Below are 22,417 nucleotides of genomic sequence, written 5' to 3'. Positions count from 1 at the left end.
CAATACGGGTGACGATATCACACTAAGACGTCATGTACATAGGAGAAGTGACTACTCAGAACGAATTTTTCGAACTTTGTACGACGCCGCTTGTTACTCCCCTCAAACGATGGGCTTACAGACGGCGAAGGCATCGGATGGAAGCGCTTTCTGTATGACTTGCGTAGGACGAAGGGCTCGGCTTACATGTATTCCGGCACCGGGATTCCCAGCACGTTCGATAGTGTATTGTGCAGTTGTCTCTGGAAATAGACTGCCAACCAGAGCAATAGGGTCCGCTTCTCTGGATCCTTCTCTGCCAGAATCGGGAAATCCTGGTAGAAGGTATTGAAAGCCTGCGCCAGTTGGAACGCATAGCGCGCCATTTGCGCCGGTTCTCCGGAGCTGAGCGCGGCGTTCAGGGCGGAACCGGATTTCGAGGCCGCCAGCAGGAGTTGCCAGACCGGCTCGGAGCTGAGCTGACGCGCCATCTTCTCGGCGTCCAGCACCTCGGTGAATTCGGGGAGCTGTTCGCCGCGTTCGACCAGCTTGGCCAGGATCTTTCCGGCTCGCACGGCGGCGTATTGAATATAAGGTCCGGTCTCGCCTTCGAAGCTCAGCGCCTCCTGGAGGTCGAAGGCGATCACCGTGTTCCTGGTGAACTTGAGCAGGAAGTAGCGTAGCGCGCCGATGGCGATCTGGGTGGCCACCCTGCGGCGCTCCGCTTCGGGCTTCTCGGCGTGGCGCGCATCGACTTCGACTTGCGCCTTCTCGATGAGCTTGTCGATCAGGTCGTCGGCCTTTACGCCCAGACCCTTGCGGCCGGAGACTTCGACGTACGACTTCTTCTTGTCCTCTTCGGAGAGCGGGATCTCCAGCTCGACACAGGTGCGGGGCGAGAGGGCCACCATCTCATAGGAGAAATGGATGGAACGGTCGGCCTGCTGCTCGTAGCCGAGAGCGCGCAAGCCGGCGACTACGACGTCCTGTAAGTAGGACTGCCGCGAGTCGATGACGTTGTACACCTCGGTGCCGCCGCCGAACGCGGGGCGATCCGCCACTGCTTCCGACGCGTCGGCTGTGGCGACCCAGGCGACGTGGCCATTCGGATAGGTCCGCATCGGCATGTAATGGAAGTCCTTGCCGAGGATGCCGAACTTCCACATCTGGTAGGCAATGTCCTTGCCGACGTAGGTGACTGTGCCGTTGGAGCGGACGATCACTTTGGCGTCGTCGTCGCCGGACTCTTCCCCGGCCGAATCGCGGAAGTGCGTGGCGGCCATGACCCAGCAGCCCTTGTTCTTCCCTTCCTCGACGTAGTAGATGGCCTTGCGCTCCTTCAACTGCTCGAAGGCGGTGGCCCAGAACTGCAGGTGTAGGATCTCGCTCTCGCGCGGCAGCACGTCATAGCTGATGCCCAGCCGCCACATGGTCGTCAGGTGGCACTCGACGATCGCGTCGGCGATCAGGTGGCCCAGTTCGGCAATGACGCCTTCGCCATGCTCGATGGCATGCAGGGCGTCGCGCCGCCACTGGACCGCTTCGGGATGATCGCCGTAGTAGGCCGAGGTCCGCGCGTATAGGTCCCAGCAATAGTAGTCGAACCTGGGCGCCGCGATCAGCGCCTTCACGTCGGCGACCGACTTCTTCTCCAGGTGGTGGAAGCCCACGACCACGTCGGCGACCTGAACGCCGGTGTTGTCGATGTAGTTCTGGACCTCGACGGCGCGGCCGGAGGCGCGCAGCATGCGCACGAAGGTGTCGCCCAGGACGGAGTTCCGCAGGTGGCCGATGTGGGCCGCCTTATTCGGGTTAATGTTCGTATGCTCGACGATGGTCTTGCCCGGAAGAGCCGCGGGCGCCTGGCTGGCGGCAGCCAAGAGAAGGGCGCCGTACGCACCGCGATCGAGCCGCGCATTCAGGAAGCCATTGCCCGCAACCTCGAGGCTGGCAATGCCCGGAACGGGCGGCAAAGCAGCCACAATCTCGGCGGCGATCACCTTAGGCGCCTTCTTCAACTGGCGCGCCAGCGCAAACGCCACGGGCGCCGCCAGCTCGCCCAGGTCGCTCTGCTTGGGCTGCTCAATAACTACAGGAATATCAACGCCATAGCGCTCTTTCAAGAGGCTGGTAAGGGCTTCGCGAAGACGCTGTTCGGCCAAATGAAACACGACGGGTGGGACCTCAGATTCCAGTGTAGCAACCGCCTCCAAGGGCTATATGAGACCACTTTGGTCCTAGATTGAGGTATACTTAGATCGTGGCGAAAGTAACCTTCCTCCCGGCCAACCAGACTTTTGAGATTGACCTGGAAAATTTGCCTTATCACGAACATGGCAAGCCGAAATCTTTTCTCGACATCGCTATCAATGTGGGCATGCACATTGAACACGCGTGCGGTGGAAACTGCGCCTGCACCACCTGCCACGTGGTGGTGAAAGAGGGCGCCGAATTCCTTAGCGAGATGGACGACGACGAGGCCGATAAGCTCGACATGGCCGCCGATCTCCAACTCGGTTCACGGCTGGGGTGCCAGGTTTTCTTCGAGCGCGACGGTGACGCCGTGATCGAGATTCCTTCCTGGAACCGCAACTACGTAAGCGAAGGCGGCGGCTCAATCAACCTGGGCGACGCCATTCCCGCCTCGAAAAAGTAGCGGTTACTCCGCTTTGACGCCTTCCGGGTGTCGCATCGGAAACGCCTTGACCGCCTGATCAATGATATCAAAGGGCGCCACGACGCTGATGCTGATCTGCTTGTCCTTGGCGTTGACCTGGATGCCGTCGTAGATCCTCATCAGTTCCTTCTCGGTGTCGGGCGTCCTCAATCTCAGAATCCCTACCGCGGCGCGGATGGTCTCCTGCACCTGCTTGGCGAGATTCGCGTCTGGATAGTCGCCTTCGGCCTGCAGATTGACTCCGCTGCTGAGGTCGGCGTGCACCTTGACTTCCCCTAGCGACGTGGCGAGGCGGGCGAAGTTCGCCATATTCCCTTGCATGGGGATGTCCGGCACCATGGCTCCGCCGTGCAGCGAAACGAGCCAGGCGTGGTCGAGCGGCAGTTCGGTCACCATCTCGATGAGGTCGTGGGGCGGGTTTTCGCCTGCTTTGTCGCGGTTGTCGATGATCTGCTTCAGGTCCTTCACGGCGCCGGCGACGGCTACGCCGCTGGTGATGAAGAGGACGCCGGCCTCACCCTGCGACAGGATGTAGTAGGTCTTGTAGCTTTGGCGCTCGATGCCGGGCACGCGGAAGTCGGGTTCCTGGCCGAACTGGCCGCCGAACTTGCCGCGAATGAAGACCATGCTGCGCTTGTTGTTGCCGGCATAGACCAGTTCCCAGATATCGCGCGTGGGGTCGAGCCCCGTTTTGGACTGAAAGTCGTCCAGGACCTTGATCTTGTGACCTTCGACGTAGGTCTTGAAGAAGGGCGTAGCCTTCAACTTATCCAACCGCAGCCCGGCGAGGACGACGGTGTCGGAAGGAATCAGCGGAGCGATGGCGGCGTCGACGCGCGCGCCTTTCGACCCGGCTCCGCAACCCGCGGCGAAGACAGCGGCCAGTGCGATGGTGGCGGTTTTCCTTAGATCCATATGCTCCCCAACTTTATGACGGGGCCGGGCATGGATCTATTTCAGCGACTTGACGCTAATCTCCTTGAAGAAGACGGTGGAGGCCTTGTCGTGGTTCTGGACGCCGATGAAGCCGGCATCGGGCCGGGGGCCGCGCACGGGCTCGTACCACATCTTGCGTTCGGGGACGGCCTGGTCGCCTTTGAACTCGTTGACGACGACGCCGTTGAGGGAGATCTTCGTGACCTGGCCCTTGATCTCGATATCCATGGTGTTCCACTCGCCGGCGGGCTTCTGCTGCCGGGAGTTCACCTTGGAGAGGGAGTAGATGGCGCCGGTGGAGTGCCAGTCGTCGCCGGCGGCATCGATCTGGACTTCATAGCCGTTGTGGACGCCGTACCAGGGATCGGGCGGGGCTTCCGGAAGGCGGATGATGACGCCGGAGTTGGCGTGGTCGCCGACGGTCTTGAAGACGACGCGGACGACGCAGTTGCCGAACTTCTCCTTGGTGAAGTAGAGGAGGCCCATGCCGCCTTCGGTCTTCATGAGCCCGTCCTCGATGACGAACTGCCCGGGGCCGGTCATCTTCCAGCCGGTGAGGTCCTTGCCGTTGTAGAGCGATTTGAACTCAGCGGCGGGCAACAGGGCCGCGGCGGACAGAACGATGAGCAGTAGTAGTTTCATAGATCCTGCGAAGCCTCTCCAAGGGTCACGGACATCTTCACTTTACGCCCGCCGCGGTAGAGGGTGAGTTCCACTTTATCACCGGGGTGTTTGCGGGCCAGAATGCGGGACAGGGAATCGATGCGGTCGACCTTGGTGCCGTCGAGAGCCATGATGAGATCGCCGCCGACACCGATCTGGTAGTTGCCGATGACGACGACGTCGCGCGCGCCGCGCAAGCCGACCTGGGCGGCGGCTGAACCCTGGGCCACCTGTTGGACGAGCAGGCCACCCTCTTCGGGCAGGCCGAGTTCGGTGGCGAGGTCGCCATAGACATAGATGACGTCGACACCCAGGCGGGGCCGGCCATACGGCTTATTCGACTGGTAGGACTCGATCATGGTCTTGGCGCGGTTGATGGGCATGGCGAAGCCGATGCCGATGTTGCCGCCGGGGCCGTAGATGGCGGTATTGATGCCGATGACGTTGCCGTTGGAGTCGAGCAGCGGGCCGCCGGAGTTGCCGGGGTTGATGGCGGCGTCGGTCTGGATCATGCCCTCGAGTTTGCGGCCGCTTTCGTCGGCGATATCGCGGCCGAGGGAGGAGACGATGCCGGTGGTGAGGGTGCCGTCGAGGCCGAAGGGGTTGCCGATGGCGAGGACCTTCTGGCCGACCTGGAGGTGTTCGGAGTCGCCGAGCGGGAGGTATTTGGCTTCGCGGCGGGGCTGCACCTTGAGGAGGGCGAGGTCGTTGACGGGATCCTTATAGACCACGGTAGCCTTGTATTTCTCGCCATTGGAGAGGGTGACCTGGACCTCGGGCGCGCGGCCGCTGACGACGTGGTTGTTGGTGAGGATGCGGCCGGTCTTATCGATGAAGAAGCCGGAGCCGGATTCCTTGGAGGGGTAGATCTCAAGGAACCAGTTCTGGCGGTAAACGGTGGACGTGATGTTTACCGTGGCTTCGTGGGCCTGTTTATAGACCTCGATGTTGTTGTTCTCATCGACGCTGAGCCCGGCTCCGCGGGCGACGGCGGGCCCGGACCACATGGGCGAGTCGAGCCCGGTGGCGAGGCGCGCGGCAGGGCTCCAGCGCTTATACGTTGTTCCGGCTACAAATCCTCCCACCAACAGGGAGGCGATGATCCAAATCCGTACTTTCATACTGTAAGACTCCGCAGGTCAGTGTAGAGACGGCCGACCTGTGCAAGGGTTCCATCCTTTTCCCCTGAAGTATCGATGACGTAGTCAGCGTACCTTCGTTTCTCTTCGAGCGGCATCTGCCGTTTCAGGCGGTCGAGGACTTCCTGGCGCGTGAGGCCATCGCGTTTGATGGCGCGGGCGATCTGCTGTTCATCGGTGCAAACGGTCAGGATCAACTTGTCGAACCGCCGATAACTCCCAGTCTCTATCAGGATAGCGGCTTCCACAACAGCGATCGAGCGGGGGTCCTCGGCCTGGACTGTCTGCATCCAATGCTCTTCGGCCGCGATGACGGCGGGGTGAACGAAAGAGTTGAGCAGTTCCAGCTTTTCGGGCTCGCTGAAGACGACGGCGCCGAGCCGGCGGCGATCGATGCGGCCGTTGGCGTCGAGGATATCGCCACCGAAGGCCTCGACGGCCTGGAGGAAAGCGGGGGCGCCGGGCAGCAGAGCCTGGTGGCCGAGTTCATCGGCGGAGAGCAGGCGGCAGCCGAGCTCGACCAGAGCCCTGCCGACGAAAGTCTTACCGGTGGCAAGCCCGCCCGTGAGGCCGACGCGTAGCATGGATCTTATTTTAGGCGGTGTTCGGCGCTTTGGACGGTGTTGGACATCAACATGGCGATTGTCAGCAGGCCGACACCTCCGGGGACGGGGGTATAGGCGGAAGAGAGTTCGGCCATATCGACGGGGTGGACATCGCCGACGAGCATGCTGCCGCGTTTCTCGAAGCGGGCGAGTTTCTCGGCGTCGCCGCGGGCGATGCGCTCAGCTTCGGGGAGGCTGGAGACGCGATTCATGCCGACATCGATGACGACGGCCCCGGGGCGGATGTAATCGGCGGTGAGCATGGCGGGGCGGCCGATGGCGGCGACGAGGATCTGCGCGCGTTTGCAGACTTCGGGCAGGTTCTGCGTTTTGGAGTGGCAGATGGTGACGGTGGCGTGGGCGTGGAGGAGGAGCATGGCCATGGGCTTACCGACGATGTCGGAGCGGCCGACGACGACGGCGTCCTGACCGGCGGGGTCGATGCCCGAGCGGCGGAGGATTTCCATGACGCCGGCGGGGGTGCAGGAGCGGGGTGCGGGGGCGTTGGCGACGAGCTGGCCCACATTAAAAGGATGGAAGCCGTCGACGTCCTTATCGGGGCGGATGGCGAGGAGGACGGCGCGAGAGTCGACCTGCCGGGGCAGGGGCATCTGGACGAGGATGCCATCGATGTCAGGGCGGTGGTTGAGGGTCTCGATGTGGGCGAGAAGCTCGGGCGTGGTGGTGGTGTCGGGGAGGCGGATCTCTTCGCTATGGACGCCCAGCTCGAGGCAGGTTTTGACCTTGTTGCGGACGTAGATCTCGCTGGCGGGATCGTTGCCCACGAGGATGACGACGAGGCCGGGGGCGCGCCGCGTGGAGGTGAGGTGCGCGATGCGGGGTTTGAGCTCATCGAGGATCTGTTGGTTGATCGCTTTGCCGTCGAGGATACGCGCCATGCTTCCTTCACGGTAGCAAGGGGGGGCGGCGCACCTCAAGGAACTGGAGGAGATGGGGCCCTGGTTTGGCTGCGGACCGTTCGAAAGACAGGGCTTGGGTGGGCTGGGGGGCTGGGGCGCAGGTGGGTTTGTTCCCTCAAAATCCGGCATGGGTTTCTGGCGGGCGGCGGGCCGGTGCGGGTGAGAAGGGCGGTTGGGGCGGGCGGCGGATTCGCGGTTGTCCTGAGGTGGGTTTGTTCCCTCAAAAGTTGGAATGGGTTCGGATGGCAGGAGGTGGAGGGCGCGTTCGAGGCGGCGGGTTTGGGCTTCGATCCAGCCGGCGTAGCGGTTGAGGGCCTGGATGAAGCCGACCTGGCGGAGGACCCATTGGGTGGCGACGGCTTCGTCGCCGCGGCCGTATTCGAGGCCGGCGTTGAAGAGGGCGTGTTCGCGGCTTTCGTGGAGGCGGCGGTGGCCCTGGAGCATGTGGAGTTCGAAGGAGAGGGCGCGGCGTTGGGGATTGGTGATGTCGCGGGTGGCGGCCTGGGCGAGGGCGTGGAAGTGGGCTTCGATGCGAGGGGGCATCTGGTGGTTGGCGGAGTAGGCTCCGGTGCGGCGGGCGTTGCCGGAGGAGGCGGCTTTGCCGGCGGCGGTGCGGGGGCCGGTGGATTTGCGGGCGTTGGCGCGATTGGCGGCGAGGCGCTTTTCCGAGATGTTGGCTGCGGGCATGGGGTGGTCCTTGCTTCGATGTATGGGACTTGGATGGCTGAGTGGGGGTAGGCGCTCAGTTGGGGTAGAGGCGTTGGACGAGGCGCAGTTCGGCGGCGAGGGTGCGGTGGCGGCGCCAGTAGCGTTCTTCGAGTTTGAGGGCTTCGTGAAGGGCTTTACGTTGAGCGGGGTCGAGGGTGTGAAAGCCCTGCCAGTCGTGGAGGCTGGGGCTGGGTTTGGGCACGAGTTCGTTGGTGTTGTCCCATTGGCGCTGGATTTGGAGGTTGAGGACGGTGGTTTCGAAGGAGGCGTAGCGGTCGGCGCGCCAGATGCATTCGGCGATGCGGTCGGCGAGGATGTGCTGATAGGTGGTGGCGGGTTTGTATTGTTCGTGGACGGCGGCACGAACCTTTTTGAAGTACCCCTTGCGTTCGCAGAAGGTGGTGACGGCGGAGGCATTGGGGCCGGTGAGGATGCCGTCTTCTGTGACGGCGGAGTGGCGGGTGAGAAGGTCGATGTCGGGGAAGGCGCAATCGGCTGGTTCGGTGGTGTACATATGAAATGTCCTCTATAACCAGTTTGGTGGGGGTGGACCTAGGATTTAGGACGTCGATGTCTGCAATGTGTTGATTGTAGGGGAGAAGATTTTTCTTGAAGTTGTGTGATCAAAGAAGCTTAATGTGGGGGGACGGGGGCTCTGGGCACCGGAATCGCGGGGCGAACAGGGTGGGCCTCCAGGCGCGGCGGGTGGAGTGGCCGTGGTAGAGCGGACCGCCGTAGCCGCGCCACAAACTATTTGCAAGGCCAATCCCTCGGCCCGTTTCGTGAAACAAACGATCCACTCTCAATCGCGGCTGAGCTGATCGGTGTGTTTCTAACCTCATACGTGACCGCAACTTGGCACGCCGCCCGATGACGGGAGATCTCGAGTTCGATCCCGTTCAGCCGGAATTTTGAGATTGACGATTTGTCTGCCAGAATCGAGAATGTTCGAGTCCAAGCGAAATATTCTATGCCAGCTACTATAGTTGTCGGAGGTCAGTATGGATCTGAAGGAAAGGGCAAGGTCGCGGCTCTCCTAGCCCGCGAAATCAGATCTCCTTGGCTTGTCCGCTGCGGAGGACCAAATTCCGGCCACACAGTGACGGTCCGGGGACAGGACATAGTCCTGCGCCAGGTACCATGCTGCACCGAGCCCAGCCTCGCGACATTTTGCGTTGCTGCCGGATGCGTGATCGATGAACCGGTGTTGCTGGGTGAACTAGACGTACTCGGAATCCGCCGGGAACAGATCATAATCGACCCGCGGGCTATGCTCGTCACGGAAGATGATCGGAAGTGTGAACGTGGGCAACTGATTGGCATCGGCAGCACGTGTTCCGGCACCGGGGCAGCCCTGATACGCCGAATCGAAAGAAGATCCAATGTTCGCCTGGCGAAGGATTCCAGCCTACTCACAGAACGCTGTCGTATCGAGACGGTTGCACCACTCCTCCATGATGCACTTGATCGGGGCGAGGGCGTGATCGTTGAAGGTACCCAGGGGTTTGCATTATCGCTCCTACACGGAAGGGATTACCCGTTTGTCACTGCGCGTGACACAACTGCGGCGGGATTCGCAATGGAAGTGGGACTATCCCCACGCCTGATCGACAGAATCGTCCTTGTTTTGCGAACCTTTCCGATCAGGGTTGGCGGGCCCAGTGGTCCTTTCGCGAACGAATGCACTTGGGAGGATATTCGCGAACAATCCGGCGCGCCACGAACATACCCTGAATACACCTCGGTTACAAGGCGCTTGCGAAGAGTCGCACGCTTTGACATGGATTCGATCGTATTGGCCTGCAAATACAATCGCCCTACAGACCTGGCGGTAATGGGATTGGATCGCCTCGATTATGCCGACTCTGGCGTTTGCAATGCGACCGGGCTCACCGCCACTTCTCGGGACTTCTTGAACAACCTTGAACTAACTACTGGCGTCCCAGTGGCCTTTGCAGGCACTGGATTCGGAACTTTGGATTTCGTACGATTCCCGGATACCGCACCAACTCAGCAGGAGCCAGAACTCAACCATGCCCGATATTGAGCTAAAACGTTTGCGCGAATTAAGGCATCGGGCTGATGCGCTGTTGGCAACACTCACTTCGGATCTCAAGCCGTTCCAACACGAAAGGCATCTAAATGGCTTTCGTCGTAAGCCGGATTCCGAATCGCCTCCAGATGACATTAATGTGACGACCACCTGTTCGTGCCTCATGAGTTTGTCACTAACCGGCAGGCTCGTTGAGTTTTATGGCGAAGCAGGACTCGAAACAACGAAGCATATATTTCACGCTTTACTGGATGCTCCTTGGATGAGTTCAGGACTCGCTGAGAATAACGCATTCACGACAACCCTCGTCCTGCGTCTCTTCGGAATGCTCGTCGACGCGGGCGTGTTCGATGGTGAGAAGAGTCCGACCGAACCCGAAAAGCGCTGGGAGTCCCAGATAGAATTCGCCAATTTCGATAAAGCCGCTGCCGTTCTTCTATCCACAGAACCAGGCTTCGCTAAACACTTGGCTGGACTATTCCCGCCAGCTCTTCAAGACTGCCTGCGTGCTCACGTCGAGAACGGGACTCGGTGTAAGAATACCGAAGAGAAAGTGGTCGCTGAGCTTGAGAAGCTAATCAGGACTGGAAATCTCTGCCAAGCAGAGCTTGTTGCGGATCTTCCTCCAAATCCTGAGATCCTCGATCGAGAAGGACGGCGGACGGGGGAGTACAGTGTTCCGCAGCGAAACCGCCTTTACGTGCATCAGCTTTTTGGAGACGAAGTCCTCCAACCCCTAAAGAAGCTTTCGCTCTCCGCCATCGCTCGCCAGATGTGCCGGACCGCAGATGTGGCAAGCGCCAAAATCGATCGGTTCAAGATCAACAACTATGAACCCTCGACTGCCGTCCTCTATTGGTTCGTTGATGGCATATCACGCGCACGGATTCCCTTGGCCCCGGAAGACTGGGGACGCTTGTGCCGATTTGCAGCAGACGAATTCGGGAGACAGAGATCACGCGTAGTAGCGAAAGATGCCGCGATGATGGACCCGGTAGCCATGGCCATGTCCGCCTGCCTTTGTGCCCGACTGCGCACCATAAGTAAAGGACTACAATTCGGGACAGACAATACACATCATTCCATGCTGCCCTCAACAGTTGAACTTGAGAGCGCGGTCGTCGACCTGTTTGCCGAGCAAACTTCGAGTGGAATTTGGCCGAAGTACTTCCCGCTCTTCCACTATCAAGATGCGGGGTCCAACTTCTGTTTCACCTTTGAATTGTTGGAAGCAATTCTCGTCGAGTTTGGCGGCGAGCATAACAGACTGTTGACGGAGGAAGCCGTAATATCGGGACTTGAACGAGCCGTCCGGTCCTGTGAAGTCAATCGTCTGCAAACTACCGAATCTGGCAAGCCGGATGTATACAGTGGCTGGAATTCCGGCGGAAACCTCGAGACGCTTCGACGTGGACAACCGGAATCCTGGGCCACAGCCGTAGTCCACATGTTTCTCTGGGAATTGGTGGATGTACTTTCATGTCATATACAGCGGCGCCTACTCCAAATCTACGCGGCCAAGAAGCAACCAAAAGAATCCGCCGGCATTAGCGGCCTGCTGGACATTGAAGTCCTGCTTAACCGAACGGGATCGCCGAGAAGCCTTAAGGAAACGCTCCTCTCTACCGTTATCCAGACGTTCAAATCATTTCCAGATGAGAAAGCTGAGCGGCTACGTAAGACCAAAGCCAAAGGACGTCTGTCCGCCCTGCTGTTCGGTCCGCCCGGAACTTCTAAAACAGAGGTGGCAAAGGCCATTGCTGCGGAATTGAAATGGCCGCTCGTTGAGATTGACCCTTCTCACTTCCTACAAAACAGCTTTCAGAATATCTATGTTCAAGCGGAGAAGATTTTCGACGACGTGATGGACATGTGTGGAGTTGTGGTGCTTTTCGATGAAATGGACGCCTTGGTGCAGAAACGCGACGGAGACCACCTTCCTGACACGGAAAGTAAGTTCCTGACTACCTACATGCTCCCGAAGCTCGCTAAATTACATGATCGCGGGCGGATCGTCTTCCTCATGGCGACGAACTTTCAAGCGAACTTCGACGATGCTATCAAGCGTGCCGGGCGATTCGACTTGCTATTATGCATGGGGCCGCCAACGCTAAAAGACAAATGCAATTCGATTCATCGCTTTTTAGGGCAAAAGGCTGACCAGAACACTAAGCTCGTCGGTGAGACGATTGCGCGTCTTGCAGGCCTCGACAACGACGGCTGGGTCGAAGACCAACTGAGCCTTTACACCTATGGCGACTTCAAGAGCTTTGTCGGAAAGATCTGGCAGGACTTACAAAAGCTACAAGACTACTCACCCGCGGAATTTCGGAGGCTGGTTGAAGAGGACAGCCAGACGGTTGGACTCCGCATTGACAGCCTAGGCCCTCTGCGCCTCGCTCTCAAAGTAAAAGGTGGGCGGCTGAGTGACTTCGATAAGATCGAATTTGATGAGTCTGCGGTGAAGGCGCGGGATGTTGATCTAAAGAATCCAGCGGTCAAGTATATGATCGATCGATACCAAAGCAAACTACAGTGACTTGTGAGGTTTAGCGCCGAAGGGTTATGCTCGCGAACAGAGTGTCATCGATCCTCCACCGCAGTTCTTCCAATGTGCCGCCATTTGGAATAAGCGCGTCAGCATGCCGGCGCACAGACGATGCCGTTTGATCAACGGGACTCCCTGTGCTCGTGCGCTTTTCCCCCACTTTGGCTCGTGTTGCGAGACGCTGGTTGATAATTGAATCGCTGCAGTCAACAAACCAAGTTAACACTGGTCTGTTGCCGAAGATCGCTGGGTCGACATCCACAGTGTCGCGAATCGAATCGACGACGATTGGGGTGACATTCCGGCGGAGCGTCTCGCTGAGCTTTTTACGAAGGGGAATCTGTCGGTGCCTCGTAAGGATGACTGCGCCGAACGTGCGCAAGTCCTCTTCTGAGATAGCATCCGGTCGTGAAGCCAGATCAGAGAGTCGGTGCTCGAGTGGAGCCGTCAGGTCTTCGCGTAGTAGCTCTTCGATGATGTTCCGGGTTCGAACCCACTTGAAGCCGTAAAAGATACTGAGGTATCGGGCCACGACCGACTTCCCGGCCCCTGTCTTTCCAGCCAAGCAGATAATTGGGCTGTCATCAAATACCAATGGACTCACCTTTGGCACAATGAGCTGCGCTTCGCTGGGAACCCCCATCGGCTCAAACAGGCCAGACTCAAAGTATCGTCCGACTATCGCTGATGTGACGGCATCCATCTCGTCATGGGAACGAGTCTCCAGACCTGGACCTTGTAATCCCAATCGACGGAGGCCTTCCCTGAGAAGATCTAAGCTCTTCTGCTTCCGAGGAATCGACAATATGTCTTGTGCTGCACCTGGATAGGATTCGATGACTCTCGGCGCATTGGAAAGGCCTTCAAGGGCCCTTCTAAGCCCAATACCTCTCAGCGTCAAGTTCTGCATGGAATCGATGAGAGCGGGATAGGCAGGTATTCCCACACTAGCCAGATCGTATTCTGCTATCCGCACGATCCCAGACTTCGGATCGATGAAGGTCCCGCCTCCTGGCAGGCCAAGAGGAGAATCAATGCTTACGATTGCCGGTTTGTTTTCCTCTATGAACGCAATTATCTCAGCGTCGGAGAACATCGAACATGTGTGGACCGTATACCCATCAAGCAAAGCGAGGCCGGTTGCTTTATCGCCTGCCGTTAAATCGATCCCGACGATTCTAGAACCGGACGGAATACGTTGAGGAGGTTGGATTCCTGCAGATAGAGGACGGCCTTGAGTTTCAAGCTCTTCGCCGAATTGCAGCTGGCTTTGTACAAAGCCTGCGACGTTCCGGGAAAGTGCCCGCCTGCAAGCTCTGCTTGTCTTGATCCACTGCTTGAGCTCGACGTAACTGAGGCGGTTCAGTACCAGAGGAGCATTGAGACGTTCCAGAGCCACATCGCCGAACCGCCTATTCAGGAGATGAGAACGCGAATGCGCATCTGAGCCTATCGAGATCGCACAGCCGGCCTCAATAGCTTGTTTGAGAAGATTTAGAGGCAAGTCCAATCGTGACGGGAAGCAATTCATCTCAAGTGCTACTTTCCATTGGGCACAGCGGGGAATGACTTCATCCCAATTAACGTCCGCAGGGGGTCTATGGTAATCAGGTACGCCGGGCTTACCGATGATTGCTGATGTGGGATGAGCTAGGATGTCCACGCAGCCCGACTCGATTGCTTTTAGAAGGCGGTCGGTGTTCACCCGCGCACTCGATGTCCAATTCGTGTGAACTGAAGCCACAACCAAATCGGCAGCGTTGAGCAAAGAGGAAGGAAGGTCAAGCGCTCCATCCTTCAGAATATCTACTTCGATACCATGAAGAACAGGGCACAGTGGTGTGGCTAGTTCCAGTGCACTGGCTTGTCTCAGCCAGAGTAGCGGGGTGAGACCACCTTGCAATTTGCTTGATCTACTGTGGTCAGTAACCGCAAAGTATTCCAAACCATTGGCGACTGCCGCTGTCGCCATCGTATTGACCGACGCGCTTCCGTCTGACCAGGCCGTATGCAAGTGCAAATCGGCTTTCAGCCCGCCAGAATGCTCCCTGGAGATCGGATCGAGAGTTTCGGCCAGTTCGGGAATGCATTTCTTCGGCGCGTCTTCGTAATCGTTACGAACAATAAAGGTCCAACCCATCTGGTGCCGGAACTTCATTGCGTCGCCTTCGTCGTTTGGCACCTGACGAAACAGTTTTTCACTCCTGAGGCTCTTGCTGAAGGCGCTCTTGACGTCAACCCATGCGCAATCGCTGAGAACCGTGATGGTTTCAGTTACGGGTTGGAAGGGATCTGTTATGCCGGAAATCGCCCAACTAACTTTCGCCCCGTACAGCCTTTCTGTCTTCTTCAGGAAGCGAAGCAGCGGTGGAACGAGATGAGCGGTTTGCCAAGGCCCCGTGCGCCTTCCCTGGTACAGGTCGATGATTCGGTCTCGATCTAGTGACAAATCCAGGGCGACTTGACTAAACCACTCTTCAGCTAACGCTCGCGAAGTTACGGTCAGGGCTATCTTGTTTGGCCCGAGCCCCCGCACTGAGCGCAATCGCAGACACCGATCAAATCGCTCGTGGCGATACGAACGAAGCTCCGGAATCGTGCCATTCTTGCGGATCGTCGCTAAGTACTCACGGATTCGTGACGATGGGACGTAGTCAAGATCTTGGTCTATAGCCGTTCCGTCGAGCCAGCGATCAATCGTGGTGCCGTACCCGTCAAGGCTGTATGCAGCTCGCCACAACGAGAAAGTCCGGTACTTTGGGACTTCTGCTCCCTTCGCCAATGCATCGACTTCTAGGAGAAAAGCGAGATCGTATAGTGGCTGCACGTATTCGAAGTCTCGAATTCGAAAGTACTCAACAGGCAGTGACCCGCAGCGTTCGGAGGCGTTCGATTGAGCACGGCTCGTCACAGAGACCCGCTTCGGTGCTCCTTTCTTCATCGCTGGCTCATCTCCATCCTAATCAGTCTGTCGAGGGCGTTATATAGACTGCTATCTTTGGCGAAATCCCATTCTTCCATCGGCAATTGTAGCTTCTTGCCGCGGTATTCGCGGAAATTCAATTCGTATGCCGCGTTGACAGCAGCGTAGTATTCGGGCTCTATCTCTTGCTCAAAGTCTCGCTGACGGGCACGAATCCTCTGAAGAATCAGAGAAGTCGGTGCGGTCAGAAATATCAGAATGTCTGGCTTCGGAACAGCTGGACTGCAGAGCTCATAAAGTTCTTGGAATACCTGGCGAGCACTTTGATCTCGCAGGTTAAGGTCTGCGTAGAGAAGATCCTTTCCAAGATGAAAATCTGCAATGACCTCGGAAGTTGGGACTGTTGCTGCAATGGTCTTCAGTTGGTGAAAGTGAAGTAAAAGAAAGGAGAATTCCGTCTCGATGGCAGTTGAGGACGGGTCTTCATAGAACATGCGAAGGAATGGATTCAGCTCGAACGACTCTAACAGGACAGAGCTACCCCGGAAGGATGCGAGCCCCTTGGCAACCGTCGTTTTGCCGCTCCCAACGCAGCCATCGATCGAAATTAACATGCCATGATCCGACTAGAACGAACTCCGCCTCCGCAACTACTCAGTTCCTGATGCCCCCAAAGGCCTTGCAGCAGTTGTCGGTACCGCAGTGCACCTCTCTCCTATTGTATCGGCTGCCCTTGCCGACTGGGCCCTCCAAGGCCAGATCGACCTTCCTCGGCGGCCGAGCCTGCGAACTTCCAGACTGGCTCGACCCTGGGAAGGTGTACGAGGTTGTCCGAGGGCGGCCATCCGCTTGCCCCGAGATCCGCGCCCAGGGCAGATGTGGGTAAACTCAGTTCTCCTACCCGCGTGGTCGCCCGTTTCAGCTTCTCTCGGCGTGTTCGCTAGCCCGACTGCCCTTCCTGATCCGGACAAGTCGATCGCTGCGCTACCGTTACAGGAGATGTGCCGGCCCGAGGTCGAGCACGCATTCGATCCATTGGGCGGGTTCTTTGTCAATTCGATACTCGGCAACGCACGGTTGGAATCGTGGTTGCTGGATTCCGCAGTCCTCCAAGGTACAGCGAAGACTTCGATGCCATCCAGCGGGAACCATAGCCGGACAAGAACGTCAGCTTGCGGTTGCTCTTTGGGGAAGCACCGCGTGCCGCAACCCGGTGGCTGTGCATATGGCCGCCTTCGTGACACTCATATCACCAGTGGGCCAAGCTCGGGCAAGTAGTTCGGCCTCAAGATCGCCATCCCAGCGAAAAGCCTTATTCGCAGAACGGGTGCGGGAGAGTTCCGTTTTGACAGCCCTGGAAGCCTTCCGCCTCGATCCTGGCGTCGAGGGCTGGCGCGGCCCCTACCTTCCCACAGACGGTGCGCCGCTCCTGGATGGCTTCTCCTACATTTCCCCGGACGGACGGAGGGATTTGCGTCCGGAGGTCCGCCTACTTCACTGAGCGGCGTTTGTTTGGATGCCGCGGCGGGAGACCCGGTGACCTTCGCTTTGAGGTGCATTGCAGAGTGAGCGATATTCCACTGTTTGCCTCCGGCTGGGTGGATCCGGAAGCCTCGAGGCCCGGAAGAGCCGGGGTAGTGTGCTCGTCGGCTGGAGATTGCCGGCTGCTGCCCCGGTCCTTACAGTCGCGGCTCTGATTGCGGTTGCTTCGGGTTTGGTGGCCCTGGGGCTTCTGGGCGGCCGTTTGCGGCGTGCGGATACGCGGTGCCCAGGTCTTTGACGGTCTCTTGAAGAAGGCCGGCACGACTGCCGGCCCGCAAGCCTGGAGGCATACCCCACGGAAGAGGGGTGCCTGGATACTCCTTAGATTTGTCGGTATCGCGGGGGTGCGGGTCTACTTTTCAAGCACTTGAGCTGCCGGCGTGCGGCTCGCTGAATCCTACGAGAAGTGGGCCGGCACGACTGCCGCTCCGAGCCTCGCCGCCGGGGACCGGCATTCGTCCAGAGCGGCCATCGGCATTCCCTTGGAATGGCGATCGGCATCGGTTCGGAATCCACGGGAATCGCGCTTTCGATCGCGCAATATTGATAAGATCTCCAGAGGATGATAAGGTTCGAAATTCTGCTATTTCTCGCAGTGATGTCGCCACTCTGCCGGGCCGATAAGGACGCCGCTTCCTTCCGGTTCGGAAGAGTCGAGCGCGAGGTGCTCGAGGAGACCCGATTCGTCGAGGAGACCTTTCGGGCAGAGGGCGCGGTGCTGGAGGACCGCCGGGTGGGGGAGTGGCTCACCCGGATGGGGACGGCGTTGACCGGGCAGCAGCCTCCACTTGAGAACGTGACCTTCCGCTTTGCCGCGCTGCGAGATCCGACACCGAATATACTCGCGCTGCCCAATGGCTCGATCTACATCACCACCGGAATGCTGGCCCTGCTGGAGAATGAGGAGCAGCTTGCCGGCGTGATGGCCCAGGGGATCGCCGAGATCGCGCTGCGGCAGACCTACTTCTTCTTGAGATCCTTTCGCAAGAAGACTATGCTCCAGAGCCTAGCGGTCGCACCGCTGCCCGGTTCCATTCTGATCGCGAACAGCCTCATGGCGCGCCTAAACGGGGGTCCCGGGATGCAGGCCGCGTTGGTTTCCGGTTATGGCGAAAGGCGGGCACAGGAAGCCGGCCTGGACGCCTTGCAGCGGATGCATGGCGCAGGTTATGACCCGCTGGCCCTCCCGCGAGCGCTTCACCTGTTGGCGGACGGAGCCGCCGCAGGGCAGAGCCGGTTCCGGTATCAATCGCGCTCCAGGCTTTTGGCGCGGGCCCAAGCACTGAGCGAATCCGCCGCCCAGTTGTCCGTCCCTGGGGCCTCTCGCGGACCTGGGGACGACTACCTGGCCCACGCGGAATCCGCGATCACGGTGAACATCCGCACCGAGACGGCCGGCAGGAATCCGCGAGCCGCCCTGACGCAGGCCCGGAGACTTGTGGCATGGGCCCCGCAAGAGCCGCGCTACCAGCTTCTGTTGGCACACGCCCTGCTGGCCGAGAAAGAGTACGAGGAGGCCGAACCGATCTACCGTTTGATTGTCGACCATGCGCCGGCGCTGGCGGACGCGCACCTTGGATTGGGGCTCCTGTTGGAGAAGGAGAACCACCCGGAGGAGGCGGCCGCGGAGTACCGGCGCTATCTCGATGGCGCGCCCACCGACGCGATGGAACGCTCCCGGATCGAACACCGCCTTGCGATGCTGGCCCCCTCCGCACACACCGCAGCAGCGACACTGAAGCGAGCCTGCGTGGTGCCGGCCGATGTCCAGGTCAAGCGCTCCTGGGTAGACGACGCCGAGGCGTTGTCGAAAGAGACCAAGGCCTGGCAGGAGCGGCTGGAGAAGTTAGTCGGAGGGAAACTGAGTCAGGAGGGGGTAGAGATTGTCCCTTTCCAGTCAACGGCCGCGGAGTTGCGGACGGTTCGCGAAGAGTACAACCTGCTCGCAGACGACCTTGAAAAGCACTCGAAGGATGTGGAGAAAGGGCAATTCACGATCGACGATGCGGTTGCCGTGCTGCCCTGTGCGGCGGCTGCCGACACGATCGTCTTCCTTCGAGGACGCAGCGAGGCTCTTGGCAAGACGATGAGGCTGGGCTCGGACGGTGCGGCTGCGCTCCAAATCTCGTTCGCCGATGCGCGTAGCGGCCGCATTTTCGCTCACATCCTTGTATTTGGGCAGGGCCCGACCAGCGACACGGTAAGCGTGCTGGGGCAAGATCTGGAAAAGCGCATCCGAAAGATCAGGAAGAAGCAAGGCCGCGCCAAGATACCGGGCGGCATGTCCCGGCCACGCTCCTGAAGCAGCGGTTCACCGGACAGGGGGGAGGTGCGGAAGCCGCCCCGGATGGCCAGCGATGCTGTGGGCGTGTGTGCGAGCTTGGGTTCATTCTTTGGGAGGCCGAACTCGTGTCCTGGGGTCATTGTTGATCGCGACAGTCCTTGATTTTGCGGTTCCACGGGATATACGAGTTGCCGGTAGAGATCGTGGGGCCCGGTGAGTGGTGTTGGCTCTGGGGCTTCAGGTCGCGAGGGCATGAGGGTTGATTTCCCAGGGACTGACGCGGCGGAGCTGAAGCTCCGCGCAGCATAAATGCCGCCCCACAATCTGGTGGCCTACCCCACGGACGAGGGGTGCGCTTGGACTGTCCGGTTGACAACACTGGGCAGTGAGCGTTTGGCTTTGCTGTGGATGGTCTCGGTTGGCTGAAGTCTGATGGCTGCAGCGGCGCACTGATGCGGGGGCGGCGGGCTGGTGATTTGGGTCTGTGCCGGGTGGAGAGGAGAGGGGGCGGGCCGGTTGGGCCGCGCCCCCTTGGGGTTCGATCAGTCGCCGCTGGGGCCGTTGTGGCAGCTGTAGCAGCCGATGACGGTGCCCTTGGTGAAGGTTCGGCCGGCCATGGTCCGGTCGGCTTGCATCTTGGACAGGATGGTTCCACGGTAGTCGGTGCCGTGGCAGGCCTGACAGGCGGCGCGGTTGCGGGCGGCGTCTTCGTGCCGGTTGACCCAGGAGGCGCCTATGGGGTGGAGACCGTGGGGTCCACCAGTGACGGTGTTGGGTGTGGTGCTGTGGCAGGTGGAGCATTCGGCCAGCGTGCCGGAGTGGCCTTGCAGGGCGTTGCTCTGGACGTTGTCGTTGACGATGGGCGAGGTGTACTCGGCGTGGGTGGAGCCGTGGCAGGCCTCGCACTGCAAGCCGCCGTGGCCGGAGGAGAAGCGGTAGAGCGAGGTCGCGGCCAGGGGGGTGTTGGGGTTGGTGGCGAAGGTCTGGTCCGTGACGACGCGGAGATTCGTACCGCTGGAGAAGACGGAGTTGTAGACGATCTGGCCGGCGTTGGAGGTGGCCGTGCCGGTGTGGCAGCTCTGGCAGTTGGGCTGATCGAGCCAGTTGGTGCGGGTGGGCATGGCTACATTGCTCATGGCGCCGTGGCAGTTCTGGCACTCGATGGCATTGCCGCCGGAGGCGGTTTTGAGGCTGCCCATGGCTCCGCGGAGGCATTCGGTCTGGGGTCCGGGGTGGCAGCGGTAGCAGGACTGGCGCGAGGTGTTGCTGTCGAGCGTCTGGCTGGTGGCCGGATCGGTGACGGAGGCGTGCATGCCGTGCATGGCCGTGGTCATGGGCTTGATGCCGGCGATGCCGTCCTTTGCCAGGGCGTTGGAGGCGTGGCAGTTGTAGCAGAGGATGGGGGTGGCCGGCACGGTGGCTTCGAGGCCGGCGGGGTTGTAGCCGACTTTGGCGGCCGCGGTCTGGAAGAGCGGCAGGCTCTTGAAACGATCGTCGTGCTTGCGGAGGATGTTCAGCTTGACGTCCTTGGCTGCGTCCGAACGGTTGATCCAGCCGGCGGCGGGCCGGGCCGCGGCGGTGCCGGTGTTGGAGGCATGACAGGAAGCACAGTCCATCTCATCGGAGGTAGGCAGGACGATGTCGGTGGTGGCCAGGACGATGCCGGTGGCGTCTTTGGCCGTCAGGCGCATCATGGGGAAGTAGTTGACGGGGTAGGGCGCGGCGGGCGCATCGGCGTAGGGCATGATGGGGATGCCTTCGGCCACCCAGGTGTTGTCGGCGGTGCTGAAGGCCATGGCCTGGGGGGTGTTGGCCGCTCCGGGCATCTTGAAGCCCTTGAGGCCCATATCCGGCGCGAGCGAGCCGAAGCCGAGAGCGGCGGCGTACTTCCAGAAGTTGGTCTTGGCCGTAGAGGTAGTGTTGAGCGTGCTGGTGAGAGGGTCTTTGACGGCCTCGTAGGTGAGGGTGTAGCCGACATTGTTGGTGACCAGGCCGTTGGCCTTGGAGATGAGATGGGCGTGGATGGTGTTGTAAGGAGGGAGTACGGCGAAGACGCTGTAGTCCTGGCCGTCCTGGCAATGCATGCCGAGGTCGTTCCAGCCGACGAGGGTGTAGGAGGTGAGAGTTCCGCCGCCTCCGCTGGAACCGCCGGGTGCGAGTTTGAGGGTCACGGGGATAGTGAGGTTGCCGCGGGCCGAGGAGAGGGCGACGGCTCCAGTGTAAGTTCCGGCGGCGAGGCCGGACAGACGGACGGCGACGGCGAGGGTGCGATTGGTGGTGAGGCTGCCGGACGGTGAGAGGGTGAGCCAGGCGGAGCCGCCATTCTGGGTGGTGACCCTGGCGGTGAAGCTCGTCTGGCTGGAGGCGCTGACGGTCAGTTCGCGGGGCGCTGGGGTGGAGCCGCCGACGGTCGCGGAGAAGGTGAGCGAGGAGGGGTTGGCGGAGAGGGTGGAGCCGCTGGCGCGCGCGACGGCGAGGCTGACTTCCACCTTTACGGTGGTCTGACGGGTTGCGATGCGGACGGAGCCTTTGTATTCGCCGGATTGGAGGCTGCCGGGGGTCACCGAGACGCGGAGACGCTGTTTGCCGGTGAGGGATCCGGAGGGGGTGACACTGAGCCAGTTTCCTCCGCTGCTGGTGGAGACAGAGATGGTGGACCTGCTGCCTGAGGACGCGTTCAGGTCGACGAACTGCGCCGGGGGTGCGGAACCGCCGGAGGTGGAAGAGAAGCTCAGGGAAGAAGGGGCTACCGTTACGTTTGAGCCTTCGTCCGCGAGCATCCGGGCCGGGCTTGCCAATGTGGCGCACAGGGCCACACCCAGGGCAAGGGGCATTCGGGCATGCCGCCAGTGTTTCATAGTACCTCGATGTAGAGTTTTACTTCACTTCAGGGGATGTTGCGTTTTTCGCAATCTTTACGTTTTTCTATCGATTAATCCATGCGCCTGCTGACTCGGCCGGGTCCTCACACCCAACTTTGGGACGGCGGCCGAGTCTGCCTTAATTCGAATCCTGCGATTGTTCAACAGAAGAGTCAGTTTTTCTGTTTTGGTGACAGGTTCGGTTGAAGATTTGTTACTGGTCGGGGGAGGGTGGCTCCGGTTGGAGTGGATAGAACCGATGCGCGGATGGGCGAAATGGCGGTTCTGTGGGGGGAAGAGGGGCGAGGAGCAGCTGGTGAGCGACTCAACTTGATATTTTAGTACCCTTTTATCCACCAACATCCGAAGCGAATAAAGTGCACGTGAGTGGCCATTTTGAGAACGGGGTGGATGGGGCGTGGATGCGGCCCAAAGAGGCGGAGGGCGATGGCATTGTGTGTTGGATTTCTGAACAGTTGGGGGAATGGCGTTAAAGAGGGTCAGTGGAAATTACCGGTACTGAATCTTCCGGGACCGGTAGATCTTTCTGGGGGCTGGTTGGGGGTTCGCCTTATTGGG

The 22,417-nt window shown here is 59.8% G+C and carries 14 protein-coding genes; 4 read left to right on the top strand and 10 right to left on the bottom strand.

Annotated features, from left to right (window positions below):
- Positions 1-182 precede the first annotated feature (182 nt).
- Positions 183-2,150, bottom strand: a complete 1,968-nt coding sequence (locus ACR9Y2_RS18950; RefSeq protein ID WP_435043149.1) for an arginine--tRNA ligase — start codon at positions 2,148-2,150, stop codon at positions 183-185.
- Between the two features lie 89 nt (positions 2,151-2,239).
- On the opposite strand from ACR9Y2_RS18950, the gene ACR9Y2_RS18945 reads away from it, so the two are divergent.
- Complete coding sequence (locus ACR9Y2_RS18945; RefSeq protein ID WP_435043148.1) at positions 2,240-2,635, top strand: 2Fe-2S iron-sulfur cluster-binding protein; 396 nt, start codon at positions 2,240-2,242, stop codon at positions 2,633-2,635.
- A 3-nt stretch (positions 2,636-2,638) separates the two neighbouring features.
- Here the strand turns inward: ACR9Y2_RS18945 and ACR9Y2_RS18940 are convergent, their stop codons facing one another.
- Genes ACR9Y2_RS18940 through ACR9Y2_RS18915 form a run of 6 tightly spaced genes read right to left on the bottom strand, consistent with a single transcriptional unit; the run spans position 2,639 to position 8,141 of the window.
- Positions 2,639-3,571, bottom strand: coding sequence for a hypothetical protein (locus tag ACR9Y2_RS18940; RefSeq protein ID WP_435043147.1), 933 nt, complete (start codon positions 3,569-3,571; stop codon positions 2,639-2,641).
- Positions 3,572-3,607: 36 nt separating this feature from the next.
- On the bottom strand, positions 3,608-4,234 hold the full coding sequence (locus ACR9Y2_RS18935) for a 3-keto-disaccharide hydrolase (protein ID WP_435043146.1): 627 nt from the start codon (positions 4,232-4,234) through the stop codon (positions 3,608-3,610).
- Positions 4,231-5,376, bottom strand: a complete 1,146-nt coding sequence (locus ACR9Y2_RS18930; protein WP_435043145.1) for a S1C family serine protease — start codon at positions 5,374-5,376, stop codon at positions 4,231-4,233. The genes ACR9Y2_RS18935 and ACR9Y2_RS18930 overlap by 4 nt, the downstream gene beginning before the upstream one ends.
- Positions 5,373-5,978, bottom strand: a complete 606-nt coding sequence (gene coaE / locus ACR9Y2_RS18925; protein ID WP_435043144.1) for a dephospho-CoA kinase — start codon at positions 5,976-5,978, stop codon at positions 5,373-5,375. Before coaE ends, ACR9Y2_RS18930 begins: the two co-directional genes overlap by 4 nt.
- 5 nt (positions 5,979-5,983) lie before the next feature.
- The gene (gene folD / locus ACR9Y2_RS18920; protein ID WP_435043143.1) at positions 5,984-7,606 is read right to left on the bottom strand and encodes a bifunctional methylenetetrahydrofolate dehydrogenase/methenyltetrahydrofolate cyclohydrolase FolD; all 1,623 of its coding nucleotides are present in this window, start codon (positions 7,604-7,606) and stop codon (positions 5,984-5,986) included.
- Positions 7,607-7,661: 55 nt separating this feature from the next.
- Positions 7,662-8,141, bottom strand: coding sequence for a hypothetical protein (locus ACR9Y2_RS18915; RefSeq protein ID WP_435043142.1), 480 nt, complete (start codon positions 8,139-8,141; stop codon positions 7,662-7,664).
- A 456-nt stretch (positions 8,142-8,597) separates the two neighbouring features.
- Here ACR9Y2_RS18915 and ACR9Y2_RS18910 point away from each other — a divergent pair, with 456 nt between their 5' ends.
- Together ACR9Y2_RS18910 and ACR9Y2_RS18905 are read left to right on the top strand one after the other, a co-directional pair.
- Entirely contained in the window at positions 8,598-9,674 is a 1,077-nt protein-coding gene (locus tag ACR9Y2_RS18910; RefSeq protein WP_435043141.1) for an adenylosuccinate synthetase, read from the top strand.
- Positions 9,661-12,219 carry an ATP-binding protein gene (locus tag ACR9Y2_RS18905; protein ID WP_435043140.1) on the top strand — a complete coding sequence of 853 codons (2,559 nt, stop codon included), beginning with the start codon at positions 9,661-9,663 and terminating at the stop codon, positions 12,217-12,219. Before ACR9Y2_RS18910 ends, ACR9Y2_RS18905 begins: the two co-directional genes overlap by 14 nt.
- 10 nt (positions 12,220-12,229) lie before the next feature.
- On the opposite strand, the gene ACR9Y2_RS18900 is transcribed toward ACR9Y2_RS18905, so the two are convergent.
- Positions 12,230-15,169: a PHP domain-containing protein gene (locus ACR9Y2_RS18900; RefSeq protein WP_435043139.1), complete on the bottom strand. Its 2,940-nt coding sequence runs from the start codon at positions 15,167-15,169 to the stop codon at positions 12,230-12,232.
- Positions 15,166-15,765, bottom strand: a complete 600-nt coding sequence (locus ACR9Y2_RS18895; RefSeq protein WP_435043137.1) for a deoxynucleoside kinase — start codon at positions 15,763-15,765, stop codon at positions 15,166-15,168. The genes ACR9Y2_RS18900 and ACR9Y2_RS18895 overlap by 4 nt, the downstream gene beginning before the upstream one ends.
- Before the next feature lie 1,490 nt (positions 15,766-17,255).
- On the opposite strand from ACR9Y2_RS18895, the gene ACR9Y2_RS18890 reads away from it, so the two are divergent.
- Entirely contained in the window at positions 17,256-18,995 is a 1,740-nt protein-coding gene (locus ACR9Y2_RS18890; RefSeq protein WP_435043136.1) for a M48 family metalloprotease, read from the top strand.
- A 524-nt stretch (positions 18,996-19,519) separates the two neighbouring features.
- Here the strand turns inward: ACR9Y2_RS18890 and ACR9Y2_RS18885 are convergent.
- A complete protein-coding gene (locus ACR9Y2_RS18885; RefSeq protein WP_435043135.1) occupies positions 19,520-21,811 on the bottom strand; it encodes a BACON domain-containing protein in 2,292 nt (763 codons plus the stop codon).
- Between the last annotated feature and the right edge of the window lie 606 nt (positions 21,812-22,417).

The organism is Paludibaculum fermentans (assembly GCF_051172195.1).
In the GTDB taxonomy this organism is placed as follows: Bacteria; Acidobacteriota; Terriglobia; order Bryobacterales; family Bryobacteraceae; genus Paludibaculum; species Paludibaculum fermentans_A.
This window is presented reverse-complemented; position numbering and strand designations above follow the sequence as displayed.

Excerpts from the sequence above, each read along its gene's own strand:
- ACR9Y2_RS18940 (WP_435043147.1), bottom strand. The coding sequence starts at position 3,571 with ATGGATCTAAGGAAAACCGCCACCATCGCACTGGCCGCTGTCTTCGCC.
- ACR9Y2_RS18935 (WP_435043146.1), bottom strand. The coding sequence starts at position 4,234 with ATGAAACTACTACTGCTCATCGTTCTGTCCGCCGCGGCCCTGTTGCCC.
- ACR9Y2_RS18930 (WP_435043145.1), bottom strand. The coding sequence starts at position 5,376 with ATGAAAGTACGGATTTGGATCATCGCCTCCCTGTTGGTGGGAGGATTT.
- coaE (WP_435043144.1), bottom strand. The coding sequence starts at position 5,978 with ATGCTACGCGTCGGCCTCACGGGCGGGCTTGCCACCGGTAAGACTTTC.
- folD (WP_435043143.1), bottom strand. The coding sequence starts at position 7,606 with ATGCCCGCAGCCAACATCTCGGAAAAGCGCCTCGCCGCCAATCGCGCC.
- ACR9Y2_RS18915 (WP_435043142.1), bottom strand. The coding sequence starts at position 8,141 with ATGTACACCACCGAACCAGCCGATTGCGCCTTCCCCGACATCGACCTT.
- ACR9Y2_RS18910 (WP_435043141.1), top strand. The coding sequence starts at position 8,598 with ATGCCAGCTACTATAGTTGTCGGAGGTCAGTATGGATCTGAAGGAAAG.
- ACR9Y2_RS18905 (WP_435043140.1), top strand. The coding sequence starts at position 9,661 with ATGCCCGATATTGAGCTAAAACGTTTGCGCGAATTAAGGCATCGGGCT.
- ACR9Y2_RS18900 (WP_435043139.1), bottom strand. The coding sequence starts at position 15,169 with ATGAAGAAAGGAGCACCGAAGCGGGTCTCTGTGACGAGCCGTGCTCAA.
- ACR9Y2_RS18895 (WP_435043137.1), bottom strand. The coding sequence starts at position 15,765 with ATGTTAATTTCGATCGATGGCTGCGTTGGGAGCGGCAAAACGACGGTT.
- ACR9Y2_RS18890 (WP_435043136.1), top strand. The coding sequence starts at position 17,256 with ATGATAAGGTTCGAAATTCTGCTATTTCTCGCAGTGATGTCGCCACTC.
- ACR9Y2_RS18885 (WP_435043135.1), bottom strand. The coding sequence starts at position 21,811 with ATGCCCCTTGCCCTGGGTGTGGCCCTGTGCGCCACATTGGCAAGCCCG.